The 13,854-nt window shown below is 52.2% G+C and carries 16 protein-coding genes and 1 tRNA gene; 4 read left to right on the top strand and 13 right to left on the bottom strand.

What is annotated here, in order from left to right; all coding sequences use genetic code 11:
• Positions 1 to 38 precede the first annotated feature (38 nt).
• Genes Q4526_RS06515 through Q4526_RS06530 form a run of 4 tightly spaced genes read right to left on the bottom strand, consistent with a single transcriptional unit; the run spans position 39 to position 3,575 of the window.
• Positions 39 to 1,025 carry a BtrH N-terminal domain-containing protein gene (locus Q4526_RS06515; protein ID WP_215976119.1) on the bottom strand — a complete coding sequence of 329 codons (987 nt, stop codon included), beginning with the start codon at positions 1,023 to 1,025 and terminating at the stop codon, positions 39 to 41.
• Positions 1,022 to 1,429 (bottom strand): hypothetical protein, encoded by a 408-nt coding sequence (locus Q4526_RS06520; RefSeq protein WP_215976120.1) that lies wholly within the window; start codon positions 1,427 to 1,429, stop codon positions 1,022 to 1,024. Before Q4526_RS06520 ends, Q4526_RS06515 begins: the two co-directional genes overlap by 4 nt.
• A 27-nt stretch (positions 1,430 to 1,456) precedes the next feature.
• Positions 1,457 to 2,608, bottom strand: a complete 1,152-nt coding sequence (locus Q4526_RS06525; protein WP_215976121.1) for a beta-ketoacyl-ACP synthase III — start codon at positions 2,606 to 2,608, stop codon at positions 1,457 to 1,459.
• A gap of 25 nt (positions 2,609 to 2,633) precedes the next feature.
• On the bottom strand, positions 2,634 to 3,575 hold the full coding sequence (locus Q4526_RS06530) for a dialkylrecorsinol condensing enzyme (RefSeq protein WP_215976122.1): 942 nt from the start codon (positions 3,573 to 3,575) through the stop codon (positions 2,634 to 2,636).
• 93 nt (positions 3,576 to 3,668) lie between these two features.
• Between Q4526_RS06530 and Q4526_RS06535 the strand changes: the two genes are divergently transcribed.
• Positions 3,669 to 4,151, top strand: coding sequence for a DUF2141 domain-containing protein (locus Q4526_RS06535; protein WP_215976123.1), 483 nt, complete (start codon positions 3,669 to 3,671; stop codon positions 4,149 to 4,151).
• Between the two features lie 55 nt (positions 4,152 to 4,206).
• Here the strand turns inward: Q4526_RS06535 and Q4526_RS06540 are convergent, their stop codons facing one another.
• Positions 4,207 to 4,512: a MaoC/PaaZ C-terminal domain-containing protein gene (locus Q4526_RS06540; RefSeq protein ID WP_215976124.1), complete on the bottom strand. Its 306-nt coding sequence runs from the start codon at positions 4,510 to 4,512 to the stop codon at positions 4,207 to 4,209.
• Between the two features lie 40 nt (positions 4,513 to 4,552).
• Between Q4526_RS06540 and Q4526_RS06545 the strand changes: the two genes are divergently transcribed.
• Together Q4526_RS06545 and Q4526_RS06550 are read left to right on the top strand one after the other, a co-directional pair.
• The gene (locus Q4526_RS06545; protein WP_215976125.1) at positions 4,553 to 4,984 is read left to right on the top strand and encodes a hypothetical protein; all 432 of its coding nucleotides are present in this window, start codon (positions 4,553 to 4,555) and stop codon (positions 4,982 to 4,984) included.
• 2 nt (positions 4,985 to 4,986) lie between these two features.
• Positions 4,987 to 5,679 (top strand): 4'-phosphopantetheinyl transferase superfamily protein, encoded by a 693-nt coding sequence (locus tag Q4526_RS06550; RefSeq protein ID WP_215976126.1) that lies wholly within the window; start codon positions 4,987 to 4,989, stop codon positions 5,677 to 5,679.
• A gap of 40 nt (positions 5,680 to 5,719) precedes the next feature.
• Here Q4526_RS06550 and Q4526_RS06555 read toward each other — a convergent pair whose 3' ends face one another.
• The 8 genes from Q4526_RS06555 to rlmE form a co-directional block, all read right to left on the bottom strand.
• Positions 5,720 to 6,469, bottom strand: a complete 750-nt coding sequence (locus tag Q4526_RS06555; RefSeq protein ID WP_215976127.1) for a hydratase — start codon at positions 6,467 to 6,469, stop codon at positions 5,720 to 5,722.
• 280 nt (positions 6,470 to 6,749) lie between these two features.
• Positions 6,750 to 6,834, bottom strand: a tRNA-Leu gene (locus tag Q4526_RS06560).
• A gap of 184 nt (positions 6,835 to 7,018) precedes the next feature.
• On the bottom strand, positions 7,019 to 7,402 hold the full coding sequence (gene secG, locus Q4526_RS06565) for a preprotein translocase subunit SecG (RefSeq protein ID WP_215976128.1): 384 nt from the start codon (positions 7,400 to 7,402) through the stop codon (positions 7,019 to 7,021).
• 65 nt (positions 7,403 to 7,467) lie between these two features.
• On the bottom strand, positions 7,468 to 8,238 hold the full coding sequence (tpiA, locus tag Q4526_RS06570; protein WP_215976129.1) for a triose-phosphate isomerase: 771 nt from the start codon (positions 8,236 to 8,238) through the stop codon (positions 7,468 to 7,470).
• A gap of 108 nt (positions 8,239 to 8,346) precedes the next feature.
• Entirely contained in the window at positions 8,347 to 9,684 is a 1,338-nt protein-coding gene (gene glmM, locus Q4526_RS06575; RefSeq protein WP_215976130.1) for a phosphoglucosamine mutase, read from the bottom strand.
• Positions 9,681 to 10,559: a dihydropteroate synthase gene (folP, locus tag Q4526_RS06580; protein ID WP_303603547.1), complete on the bottom strand. Its 879-nt coding sequence runs from the start codon at positions 10,557 to 10,559 to the stop codon at positions 9,681 to 9,683. The genes glmM and folP overlap by 4 nt, the downstream gene beginning before the upstream one ends.
• 65 nt (positions 10,560 to 10,624) lie before the next feature.
• Entirely contained in the window at positions 10,625 to 12,547 is a 1,923-nt protein-coding gene (gene ftsH, locus Q4526_RS06585) for an ATP-dependent zinc metalloprotease FtsH (RefSeq protein ID WP_215976138.1), read from the bottom strand.
• A gap of 176 nt (positions 12,548 to 12,723) precedes the next feature.
• On the bottom strand, positions 12,724 to 13,344 hold the full coding sequence (gene rlmE / locus Q4526_RS06590; protein ID WP_215976131.1) for a 23S rRNA (uridine(2552)-2'-O)-methyltransferase RlmE: 621 nt from the start codon (positions 13,342 to 13,344) through the stop codon (positions 12,724 to 12,726).
• A 107-nt stretch (positions 13,345 to 13,451) separates the two neighbouring features.
• Here rlmE and yhbY point away from each other — a divergent pair, with 107 nt between their 5' ends.
• Positions 13,452 to 13,754, top strand: coding sequence for a ribosome assembly RNA-binding protein YhbY (yhbY, locus tag Q4526_RS06595; protein WP_215976132.1), 303 nt, complete (start codon positions 13,452 to 13,454; stop codon positions 13,752 to 13,754).
• Positions 13,755 to 13,854 lie beyond the last annotated feature (100 nt).

Here is a 13,854-nt window from a genome sequence, read left to right on the forward strand (position 1 = left end):
TTTACAAACCGTTCTGTCTCAGCGTTATAAAAGCAAGCTTATTTACGACACCACGCTTTCAGTTGCTGCCATACCTGTTTTTCCTGTGCCGCACACTGGCGCAACTTATCGGAAAGTACCGCCAGACGAATCGGCTCTTTCGATTTGCACTCTTTAACCACCATCAGCGCAAACTCACGCCATGTATCGCCGACATCGGTCATCGTTTTCGAGGCCTCCGCCAAGACATCATCGCTCAGTAACTTGGCCGACTCCTGCAAAAAGGAAGCGTAGACAAAACGAAACCCCGCCCCGCCAGTCCCTATCTCCTCTTGCATGCGAACGATGTGCCCGAGATACAGTCGCTTATCTTTTTCACTACCTTTCAGTTTATCGATTTTTTTCGCCAGATAATGAATACCGCGAATACCAATCACCGGCAGAGGCGCACCGGTCATAACTTTAACGTTTTTGGCAATCGCCTCGCGAATAACCCGGGGGTAGTCGATACTCTCCGGCACAGACTCGATGGTGTACATCAAGCCCTTCGGGGCTAATGGGCCACGCACAAAGCGCGCTTTGTTTAAATCGCGCGGGGCAATTTCCATCGGCTCTTCGAACACCGGGTCGCTGATTTGATAAACATCATCGCGCTTGCCGTAAACCAACAAATTGTGGGCGTTAAAATGAAAACGCATCTCTTCGGGGAAATACGGCAAATAATAAACCGAGGTTTGCAGCCCCACTAAAATGTTCTGCCCCACCAAATCGTCCAGCGCGTTAGCGGCTGTCATTGGGTCTTTGAATTTATGGAATTTCACTCCTACCCCTAAGCGCTTGCACAAGCCTTTAATGATGGCACGCGGCGGCAGCCGGTAAGCAATCAAGGGTTGGCCACCGAGCTTAACGATGGGGATATAGGCAAACGCCAATGCGTTGGCCAGGCCAAAAGCCATGGGCTCACTCAAGGGCAGTCCGTGATGGCTCAGCAGTGATGAGATAACACCGCTTTCACAGTGGGCCGACTGATTGTGGGAAAATGTCATTCAGGTTTATCCGGCAAAGATTGTATTTGTTCTATGGGGCGATCCATGGCCTCGGCGTAGCGCTGTAAAACGCTATCGCTTAATCGGGCAAAGTGTCGGGGGTTGAAGTGGCGCATCACCCGCCAGCGCCATAAGCCGGTGAGCTGACACAATAGCGGTAAGTCCATACGACAGTCGTACATATGAAAATACAGCGGGGATTTTCGTCCGGCTAACACCTCTGCGTGAGCCTCTTGGGCCCACAACTCAAACTGAGCCACCGCATCGCGGGTAGCAGTGGCCTCTACTTCCCAGCCGGTACTCTGCACACCTTGATATTCACCGTCCTGCCCTTGGGCATACAACAGTTTTTTATGTCCGGCGTAGGTACTGCTCTTATCCTGGGGTACTTCATCGGCACGCACGGGCCACTCCTTGTTACAACTTCCAGGTTAAACGACTTCCAGCAACATATAAGATACCGAGAAGCGACCGCTTTCAGGGATATAGCACAGTAGTTTCTGGCCGCGCTTTAATTGACCACTTTTCAACAGATCATCAATCATAATGTAAATGGACGCAGCACCTGTGTTGCCTTTTTCCGGCAAGTTGGTAAACCAGCGCTCCTGATCAATACCAAAATCGGCGTTTTTCATGCATTGGTCTAAACGATCACGGAAGTAATGCGATGAGTAGTGCGGCAAAAAGTAATCGATTTGATCGGGGGTAATGCCGTATTTGTCACGCAATTTCGGCAGAGTTTTTTCCGCCGTATAGGGCATGATATGTTCGTTCAGCTGCTTAACATCTTGCTTGACCGACATAAAGCTATCGGCGGCGGCCTCGGCGCGGCTAACCGCCTGCCAACCGGTTAACGAGCCGTCTTCTTCTTTGCGACCGCCGGCATACATACAGGCAGTCATTTCATTGGCGTAAGACAGCACGTCTATCCACTCAACTTTCAATGCTAACTTATCCGTCGGTTTTTCACTTTGCAGCACCATCGCCCCGGCACCGTCGGATAACATCCAGCGCAGAAAATCTTTCTCGAATGCAATCTCTGGGTTGGCTTCCAGCTCGGCAATTCTCTGTTCCAGTTCCGGCGAGAAGTTATCCGCCTTCATGGTATATGAGGCCGCTTCGGATGCGGCGGCCACAGCGGAGGAGTGAACGCCCGCTGCAACACTTAAAAAGGCGTACTTGAGCGCCGTCATACCGCTGACACACACACCTGAGGTGGTGGCCACTTCGCAGGGCGGGCTACCCAATTCGCCGTGCACCATAGCGGCGTGCCCCGGCATTAACTGATCGGGGATGCTGGTGGCGGCCGCCAGGCAGGTAACAGACTCAAGCGGCACATCATCCGCCAGAGCTTGCTTTACTGCGTGAGCGCAAAGTTCCGCATTGGTATAGTTATGCTTACCGGTTTGCGGATCAATCGCGTAGTAGCGAGTTTTAATTTGGTTGCTGCGTAAAATTATTTTGCGCGAGCGTGAAGCCCTTGCGCCAACCTGGCCCAAGAGTTTTTCCATATCATCGTTGCCCACCGGTTCGTTGGGGAGAAAGCTGCCGGTGTGCGTTATATAAACTGTATTGGCTGACATCGTGTATTCGTACTTCCAGTGCTAGCTAGTCTTCGCCCGAAGGCCAGGCATAATATTGTTTTTGTTGAGCGATGCGCTTTTTCATAAACGGGGCAAAAGCGAATTTAACCAGTGTGGTTATCGGCACTACCGTTAGCAACATCAACACCAAAAACGCGACATAAAACATCGCCAACAGCCGCCGCACCTTTGAGGTATACGAGCCATTGGCCAAAAATAATTTTCCCCACAGGTAAAAACTGCGAGTCACCAGTTTTTCACTGGCAATTAATTTATCGTTGACTTTTACCGCGGCAAGTCCCTGCCAAAGCGTTTCATCCAGCGGCTGATTTTCATCAAACCGCTGTAATATAGCGCGCCCCAGGCGCGAAGCCTCGGCGACGTCCTGATCGCTCACACCGGCGGGCGGCACCAAGCCAAACCAATGCGGCCCTTTGCGCCCAGTTAGAACCCACAACGGAGTCGCAAAAAAGCTGGCCACAGAACCGGCGGCATCCACTAACACGGCATTTCCCACCAGCTTAGCACCTAAATTTTGCAGATGCGTTTTAACCTTTTCCTGCGCTTGCAGCCACATATTGCGACAGGCGATTACCGTTACAACCGGCTTATTGGCCAACAATTTAGCGGCCAATTCGCTCTGCAGAAAAGATGAAATCGGGATGGATGGCGCCAAGTACCACACTTGGTAGGCCAGAACGACTAAATCATAGTCATCGGCCAGATGCTCGGTCGCCATGTCCAGCTCACAGGGTACCTGATGCGCCGATTCCGGAAACACGTTAATAAAGCGCAACATTGGCCACGGAAAGGGAAAAGCCTGCGCAGGTTGCACATTAAGAAAGTCGACCGTAACCCCTGGCGCCTGCTGTAAAGGCTCTACCACTGATTTCGCGACTCGATCTAGCTGTCCGGTTTGCGAGTAGTGTACGACCAACACCCGCTTACTTGTTTTATCTTCTGCCAAGCCGCCTCCCTTGTGCTCTGCATAAGTCTCATTATCAAAGGGATCTGACCCTGCTAAACTGGGCGTAAGTTTACCATAAATGAGTATCGGGTCATGGGTTCTATGTGTTTTCGCTATATTCTGCTTTTCTTGCTGGTTTTGGCCCAGGGCGCGGCCGCACACCCTTACACGCTTGTGATCAAAGACAATCAATTGCCGGGCGCTGCGCTCTATATTGCCGTCTACTCGGATGCGGCAACCGGTTGGGATAACCACCCCGACCTAGAGCTTAAATTCACCTTGCCGGACAGCAAAGAAGTTCACTACCCACTGGATCTACCCAGCGGCCACTACGCCCTGCGCGCTTTTGTGGATTTGAATGACAATCAGACGCTAGACACCAATAATAAAAACCGACCCCGCGAGCCTTTTAGTACCAGCATAGGATCGGGACGCAAGCGGCCCAGCCCCAGCTTTACTAAGAGTATTCGACCATTAACGGCCAACTCACCGGTCATTGAACTTAAATTGCGCTACCCAAAAGCGACGCAAGACACTGACCCGCCGGCCGCCTCACAAACGAGCAGACCGAATTAAAACTGGCTTAAAAGCAAGATGAGTCTGAACAGGCAGAGCGCTCAGAGGCCTTGAGTTAAGACTCACTGTCAGCAGAGGTTGCGGTGAAATTGGCACTGAGGCGGCATTCTCCCGCCACTTGCAGCTGCACCTTACCCTTGGGCCAGCGTGCGTCCTCCCACTGGATACTCACCGTATCGCCCGGAGTGACCGCCCCCAGAAATTTCACTTTGCTAAACTGCGGCATGCCTCCGCTAGGGTAACGCCGTTCAAACGCCTGATGAACAAGACTTAATAAATAGGCACCAGGCACTATCGGGCTATCGGGAAAATGCCCCTGAACACAGGGCAACTCGGCTGTTACAGTAAACTGGTCCGACATGGTTTATCATACTGCCATTGAATTATTGAAGCTAAACGCTATGGAATTATCCGCAAACATCGAACAACTTTTACCCCACGCGCCCCCCATGGTGCTGCTGGATTCTATCATTGAGCACAGCGAGACGCACATACTCTGCCAATCCAACTCGCACTTGGCCCCGGACAACCCCCTGCGCACCGGCGATACACTTTCTGTTTACGCCGGTATTGAATACGCCGCGCAAGCGATGGCGGTACACACCCGCCTCAGCGGCCAAAATACAGCGGATGCAGCCCCGCGCAAAGGGGTCATTGCCGTCGCCTCTAAGCTGCAGGCTGCAGTCAAAACCCTGGATGCAATCCACTACCCGTTGGACATTCGCACCGATATCATCGCCCAGACCGCCGACAGCACACTTTGCAGCTTCACCCTAGAGGCAAAAGGTACAGTCATTCTGCAGGGGCAGCTAACCGCTATGCTAGTAGCTTAATAATGACCACTCACTTCCACCTGGTGGACCTCAGGAAAGTACCCACCTGGGAGGAGGCCCCCCTGCACTTAAAGGGTCGGCTATGCCCCCGGCAACTAGAGCGAGCTCAAGCACTGCGCCGCCCCGACATCCGGCAGCAGCGCCTACAACAACAACTGGCCCTATTTGACCTACTAGATTACTACCTACCCGAAGACGTCCGGCCTATTAGTATTAACCGCAGCGAAGCGGGTAAACCTGCACTGACTCATCACCCCAAGTGGCACTTTAACATTAGCCACAGCGGTCACTGGCTGGCATTGCTGCTCAGCGATGCTTGTGCGGTGGGAGTCGATTTGGAAGTGCCAAGCAAACCCCGCCCGCTATTGGCCATTGCTCAGCAGTACTTCAGTGAACAGGAGTTTGCTCGCCTGCAAACACTAGAAAGGGATCAATTACAGAGCGAGTTTTATCGGCTCTGGACTCTCAAGGAGGCTTTTTTTAAAGCGCGCGGTACGGGTATTGCCGAGGGGCTAGGGAAAATTGATTTTACTCACAGCCAAACCCCGCAATCTGAACAAAACTGGCCGCTGCAACACTGGCAGTTTTATCACCAAAGCTTAACCCACGAGGACGAAACCCTGTACCTGGCCGCGGTGTTCGGCCGGGCCGAGACACTGCCCAAGCTGCGGACTGATTACCCTATTGCAGGGTAAAGCGTCCAAACAGAATGCAGTGTCTCGCCGGTGGTAGCGCTTAAGCGCGCTTAAAAGTTACGGTGTACTCGCCAAGACCTTCGTAGGCGATGGTGGTTTCCACATCAAACACCATATTGACAATACCTTTAAACGAGCCGGTGATAATCGCCGCACCAGCTTTTAAGCCAACCCCGCGCTCACCCATATAATTCACCAGCCAGACCAAGCCATCAATGGCGCGATCGTTCGGGTGCTTACCGTCAAGCTCGCGCACATCATCACCTTGAGTGACTTTTAACTGTATGGCATTCAGGCCAATGGCTGTGCCTTTATCAATTTCAGGGCCAACAAAAACCCCTTGGTTAATCATGCAGTCGGCCAGGCTTTCAAAAAAGCTCTGCTCAGCATCATCGGCGTAACGGCTTTGCATTAACTCCAGCGCCATATGAGCACTACCAATGGCATCGACAATATCGGCCTCACTGTAACCGCCCTCTTTAACCGGCAAGTCTTGCCCTAATACAAAACACACCTCAGGCTCTACTCGAGCGACACCCTTATCTTCAAACAGCTCTACCGTATCGCTGTCTTTTTGCACGTTAAAAATAGGCGCTGCAATAATTTTGTCTTCTGCTGGCGGCAGCAGACACTTCCAGCCGCCGACTGTTTCGATCTTAGCCATTTCGGCCTGCACCGCTAACGCATCATCAATGCTGTTCGGACGAATAGATTCATCCAAACGAGGTGCTTTAGTGCCGGCTTTGCGGCGACTCAATAACTCTTGGGCAGCTTTTTGAAAGTCTGTCATATCAGGCTCCATTTTTTGTTAACGATAAAAGCGACACTATACAAGGTGATAGGTGTTTATGGGTAGCTTAAAGCATGCAGAAATGGAGCGAACAAGGGTATATATAAAAAGGCTCTTTAATGATGCCCACTAATTTGTCAGGAACAAATTAGGACAGCCCGGCAAGGGCTGGCTCGAAGAGCTGGGGCGCAGGGAAGCGCCCCGTCCACACAGGACCTCGGTTCGGCCTGGCACACATAAAAAAAGGCTCTTCACTTGCGTGAAGAGCCTTCCTCTTTAATGGTGCCCAAGGCCGGACTTGAACCGGCACGGCTTGCGCCACTACCCCCTCAAGATAGCGTGTCTACCAATTCCACCACTTGGGCAAAGGGGAGATACATTAAGCATCAAATCTTTCTAAGCGTTTTGTGCGAGAGTCCCGACACGCTACGCGTGGTCGCTACCAGCATCCTGCCTTACGCGACACTTGCACATCCATGTGCATCGTCTACCCTTCCACCGCTTGGGTGAAGGGGGATGCATTAAAGCATCAAATTTCTATTTGAAAACTTACTCGGCGGGTACTGCGGGTACGTCGTCGGTGCTTTCTGGTACGCCTACGCTGGGTACATCAGACTGGGCTTCTTCAGCCGCTGTCGGTACGTCACTCATCGCGGGTGCGGATTCTATCATGGCTGGAATTGCTTCGTCAGGTATATTTGCACTGTTTTTAGCAATGATGGCCAAACCAAAACTGGTGCAGAAAAAGACGAAAGCAAAGATCGCAGTGGCACGGGTGAAGAAGTTACCACTACCTTCACTACCAAATACCGTTTGCGAAGCGCCGCCACCAAAAGACGCACCTGCAGAGGCACCTTTGCCCTGCTGCATTAATATCAAGGCAACAATACCCAGTGCGGTCAGTATATGTACGATTAAAACAATTTTTTCCATTTCTCTGCTCTCTAGTTTGAGCTGTTTTCTATAAACAAGTGAGTTGTATCAATATTCAGTATTTATCACCCAGCCGTATTGGCGTGACGACAAATAGCCAGAAATTCTTCGGCATTTAAAGAGGCGCCACCAAGTAAGGCGCCATCAATATCGGCCAGAGCAAATAATTGTGCTGCGTTATTTGCTTTCACACTACCACCGTAAACAATGGTGAGCTGCTCGCCCCGCTCGCCAAACAGTTGGCGAATATGGGCATGTACTTCGGCGGCCTGTTCTGGGGTGGCAGTTTTACCCGTTCCCACGGCCCAAATAGGCTCATAAGCCAGCACGGCTCTTGCCACCGCATCAATGCCTGCCAGATTTATAACGGCACTTATTTGGGCGGTTATAAAAGCCAATGCATTGCCCGCCGCACGATCTTCGGCGCTTTCCCCAACACACAAAATTGGGATTAAGCCTGCCCGCTGGGCAGCGACAAATTGTAACGCCACAAACTGATCCGTTTCCGCTCGCAAGCGTCGGCGTTCATTATGACCCACAATAACGTATCGGCTATTCACGTCAGCTAGCATAGGACCGGAGACCTCGCCGGTAAAAGCGCCGCTATCGTCCGGGTTTAAGCTTTGCCCACCCCAGGCTATCGCGGAGCCTTGCAGGGCTTCTGCAACCTGTGGCAAATAGATAAATGAGGGGCAAATCGCCACATCAACTTCGGCCAAAGGCTCCCAACCGGCCAGTATATCGGCCAATAGAAAGGTATTTTCCTGTCTCGAACCGTACATTTTCCAGTTACCGACAACTAATCGGCGACGCTGTGCAGTTGATTCGGACGCCATAACATACCCTCCGTTAAGCGGCCGCCAATGGTAGCCGAACACACTAAAAGTTACAACGGGCGTAAAAGCGAAATAACCACCAATTGGGGTAAATTCATCGGTATTTGGTTAACTAAGCGCATCTTCCACAACTGTGGCTAACTCTTGAGCTAAGGTTTTTACTTGCGAACGATCTTCGCCTTCCACCATCACTCGCACCACCGGCTCGGTGCCCGAGGGGCGCAGTAAGACCCGGCCGCGGCCGGCAAGCTTTGCTTCTGTTTCTGTAACGGCGGCCTGAATGGTTTTATCCTGGGCCAAATCTATATTTTTAACCCGATGCACATTCACCATCGTTTGGGGCAACTTCACCATACCTTGCTTGGCGCTGTGCAACGTTTGGTCCATGGTGCTTATCGCCAGCAGTATCTGTAGCGCTGAGATAATACCATCGCCGGTGGTTGTCACATTGCCACAGACAATATGCCCGGATGACTCACCGCCCAGTGCCCAGCCATTTTTACGCATGGTTTCAATTACGTAGCGATCGCCAACCTTGGCACGCGCAAATGGTATACCCAGTGCCTGTAGCCCTAGCTCGAAACCGAAGTTACTCATCAAGGTTCCCACCACGCCACTGCAACCGCCGCCGTACTCTTTTTGATAAGCGGCAATAATGTATAACAGCTCGTCACCGTCGACAATTTCGCCTTTATGATCAACAAAAACCAGACGGTCACCATCGCCGTCAAATGCAACCCCCAAATCAGCACCGACCTCCAGCACTCGCTCCTTTAAAGCCTCAGGGCTGGTTGAGCCACAACTGCGATTGATATTGGTACCGTTGGGTTCGGTGGCGAAAGGAATTACTTTAGCACCCAACTCGGAAAATACCGCAGGGGCAATATGGTAGGTGGCGCCGTGGGCGCAATCGACCACTATATGCATACCGCTTAAATTAAAACCCCAGGGCATGGTGCCTTTGCAAAATTCGATATATCGGCCTGCGGCATCAGTAATGCGTCGCGCTTTGCCCAAACGCTCCGAGGTAACCATGGGTTTTTCCAGTTGGGCCTCAATTGCCTGCTCGATATCATCCGGCAATTTTGTTCCCTGGGCGCTGAAAAACTTGATGCCGTTATCATAGTAAGAATTGTGTGATGCACTGATAACAATGCCGGCCTGCGCCTGAAAAGTACGAGTGAGGTAGGCAATACCCGGCGTGGGCATAGGCCCTAACAAACCGACATCAACACCAGCATTAATAAGCCCGGCCTGCAGTGCAGACTCAAACATATAGCCCGAAATACGAGTATCTTTACCAATAAGAATTAAGCCCGGGCCGTCGTACCTGTCCACCAACACACGCCCTGCCGCCCAACCAAGCTTGAGCATAAAATCAGGGGTAATAGGCATTTCGCCAACGCGGCCGCGAATACCATCGGTACCAAAATACTGTCGACTCATGAGTTGTTATTCTCCATTTGTAATGCTTGGTGCACAGCTAAGACATCGCAGGTTTCCTGCACGTCGTGCACTCGAATAATATGCGCTCCGCGGGCGGCAGACTCTAATGCTAGCGCCAATGAGCCAGGCAAACGCTCACTTATCTCACGCCCCAGCAATTGCCCCAGCATAGACTTACGCGACATGCCCACCAGTAATGGACAACCAAAGTGATGAAAGTGTTCAAGCTCGCGCAATAACGTCAGATTGTGCGCGAGAGATTTGCCGAAGCCAAAACCCGGATCCAACAATAGCTTATCGCGAGCGATCCCAACATCGGCGCACGCCTGTAGTCGCTCGGTAAAAAAATCGTCTACTTCACTAACAACATCGTCGTAACACGGAGCATCTTGCATATTGCCCGGCTCACCGCGCATATGCATAAGACACACTGGCAGTCCTGTCGCAGCGGCTGCTTGCAGTGCGCCGGGTTTGCGCAGGGCGCGCACATCGTTAATCATCGCAGCGCCCACCGCGGCACTATGACGAATGACGGCGGGGCTGCTGGTGTCCACCGAAACCGGTGCCGATAATTTTTGCACAATAGCCTCGACCACCGGCACAACTCGATCCAGCTCTTGTTGCTCGCCCACAGGTTTAGCCCCAGGGCGGGTGGATTCACCGCCCACATCAATGATGCTGGCGCCACCGGCCAGCATAGCTTCAGCTCGATGCAGAGCCAAATCGAGAGCGAGCTGATCACTCTGATAGCAGTTGCCACCGTCAGAAAAGGAATCGGGGGTCGTGTTAAGAATACCCATCACGCGCGGGCGCGATAAGTCGATACGGTAAGATGCGGCGGCAAGCTCGCCGGTCAATGCTGAGGCTGGTTTCATGCAGTGTGTTTCTTACTGAAAAAAATAACCCCGCCGCAGCGGGGTTATTGAACAGATCAATTTAATTAGTGATCTTTAGCCGGACCGCCAATAGGACCGGTTTCACCATCTTTTGATTTTTCGGACTTGTCGTCATCGCTAGCGCCGCCATCCATATGGCCGTTAAAGTCACCGTCGTGCCAGTCCCGTGGTGGGCGCACTTTACGACGCGCCATCAAATCGTCAACTTGTTCGGAGTCAATGGTTTCGTACTCCACCAAAGCCGCCTTCATAGCTTCCAGAATATCGCGATTCTCATGCAGTAATTCTTCCGCACGCTTGTAACAGCGATCGACAATATCGCGCACTTCTTCATCAATGATTTTGGATGTAGCCCCCGAATAATTCGGCGAGCCTGAACCCGGCATCACGCCTTCGTCTTCACCGTAATGCAGCGGACCTAACTTCTCAGACAGCCCCCACTTAGTCACCATATTGCGTGACAGTTCGGTGGCCCGTTCAATGTCATTGGATGCCCCGGTAGTAATACCTTCGTCACCCAGTGTCATTTGTTCGGCGATACGACCGCCAAATAAAGTACAAATTTGCGACTCAATCGCGCGGCGGCTCAAGCTGTATTTGTCTGACTCAGGCAAAAACTGAGTGACACCCAAGGCGCGGCCTCGTGGAATGATGGTGACCTTGTGGATCGGGTCGTGCTCTGGCACTAAGCGCCCGACAATGGCATGTCCGGCCTCGTGAAAGGCGGTGTTTTCCTTTTCTTGCTCGCTCATCACCATGGAGCGGCGCTCGGCCCCCATCATGATTTTATCGCGTGCCTTTTCAAACTCTTCCATGGTTACCAAGCGTTTGTTGGCACGGGCAGCAAACAGGGCCGACTCATTCACCAGATTGGCCAGATCAGCGCCGGAGAAACCTGGAGTACCGCGCGCGATCACCGATGCCTCAACGGTATCGGAAATGGGCACTTTGCGCATATGCACTTTCAGTACCTGTTCGCGGCCGCGAATGTCCGGCAACCCCACGACCACTTGGCGGTCAAAACGACCGGGACGCAGCAGTGCTTTATCGAGCACATCGGGTCGGTTGGTGGCGGCAATCACAATAACGCCTTCGTTGCCTTCAAAACCGTCCATTTCCACCAGCAATTGGTTCAGTGTTTGTTCGCGCTCATCGTGGCCACCGCCGTGGCCGCCGCCACGGTGGCGACCAACCGCATCGATTTCATCGATAAAGATAATGCACGGTGCCTGCTTTTTCGCTTGCTCGAACATATCGCGTACACGAGAGGCACCGACACCGACAAACATTTCGACAAAATCAGAGCCGGAAATAGAAAAGAAAGGCACCTTGGCCTCACCGGCAATGGCTTTGGCCAACAAGGTTTTACCCGTGCCCGGCGGGCCCGCCATTAATACGCCGCGGGGAATTTGGCCACCCAGGCGCTGGAATTTGGTGGGATCGCGCAGGTACTCGACTAGCTCCTGCACCTCTTCTTTGGCCTCATCCACACCCGCCACATCGGCAAAGGTGGTTTTTACTTGATCTTCACCCAGTAGCTTAGCCTTGCTCTTACCAAAGCTCATAGGGCCGCCACGACCGCCACCGGCACCACCTTGCATCTGTTTCATAAAGAACAGGAAAACGGCAATAATAATCAGGATGGGGAAGCTGGCCACCAGCAGCTGGTGCCACAAGCTGGGCTCTTCGCGCGGCAACACGGTGATTTTCACATCGTGATGGCGCAAATCAGGCATTAATTCTTCGTCGCGAATCAGTGGCAAGTTAGTGGAGAATTGCTTGCTGTCGTCCATAACGCCGCGAACCTGCATCTCCTGGATGGTGACTTCGCGCACGCGATCCTGCTCTACTGCCGTGACGAACTCGGAGTAGGTAATGTCATTGGACTGAGTCGGTTGATTAAATCCCTGAAATACGCTGAACAGCACGGCGGCAATAATCAGCCATAAAATCAGGTTTTTGGTCATATCATTCAAGGTTGAACCCTCTTTACATCATCTTTGGGCTCCTATTGAGCCCTTGGGGCGAAACGTCCCCAGCGAAATTCATTCCGCCAATTGTATGAGTATAGCCTTCATGGGCACTGTTTTGAGAATAACAGCGTCATAAAAACCACAGCTTTACCCTTTATAACCCTTGTGCACTAGCCTTTAAAGCCCTTGGCGACGATATAAACTTCGCGTGAACGAGCCCTTGAGGCCTCAGGCTTGCGGGTGACAACCTTGCTAAAAGCGCCACGCACATCGGCCAACCAAGGCTCAAAACCCTCGCCCTGAAAGACTTTGGCGACAAAATTGCCACCGGGTTTCAGTATTTGACTGGCCATATCCAGCGCCAACTCCACCAAATACATGGCCTTGGGCTGATCGACAGCACCTACTCCACTCATATTGGGGGCCATATCGGATATTACAAGGTCTACCGGGGAGCCATCGATGGCGCTCATTAGTGTGTCGAAAACCTCATTTTCGGTAAAATCACCCTGAATAAACTGAACTCCGGCAATGCTATCCATCGCCAGAATATCCGACGCCAGTACCTTGCCGTGATCTCCCACCCGCTGGGCGGCCACCTGCGACCAGCCGCCGGGTGCGGCGCCCAGGTCTACCACGGTCATACCCGACTTAAAGAGTTTGTCTTTTTGGTCCAGCTCTACCAGTTTATAACTGGCGCGCGAGCGATAACCGTCGCGCTGGGACTGTTTAACGTACTGGTCGGAGAAATGCTCCTCCAGCCAGCGCTTACTGCTTTTGGATCGGGCCATAGTAATGTCCTGTCCGAATCTTTCGATGTTGGCTGAGTCGCACAATGCGTTACAATACGCAACCGCCACAAGCGGATACTCATATTGATTGTAAAAGGTACCCTTATATGCCCCTGAGCGCCGATAAACGCAAACAGTTCCGTTCCTTGGGACACAACCTAAAGCCGATTGTCACCGTTGCCGGTAACGGCCTATCGGAGGGGGTGTTGGTCGAGCTGAACCGCGCTCTGGATGACCACGAACTGATTAAGGTCAAGCTCGCACTGATCGAACGCGAAGACCGCTATGAAGTGATCGAAGCGCTAAAAGCCCTGCCGAAAACCGAATTGGTGCAAACCATCGGTAAAGTGGCCCTGCTCTATCGCAAAGCCGCCAAGCCCAACCCAAAACTGTCGAATTTGATGCGCTGAACGCTGAACGCTGAACGCTGAACACTGAACGCTGAACACTGAACGCTGAACGCTGAACGCTGAACGCTGAACGCTGAACGCTGAACGCTGAACGCTGAAC

The organism is Gilvimarinus sp. 2_MG-2023 (genome assembly GCF_030547685.1).
In the GTDB taxonomy this organism is placed as follows: Bacteria; Pseudomonadota; Gammaproteobacteria; order Pseudomonadales; family Cellvibrionaceae; genus Gilvimarinus.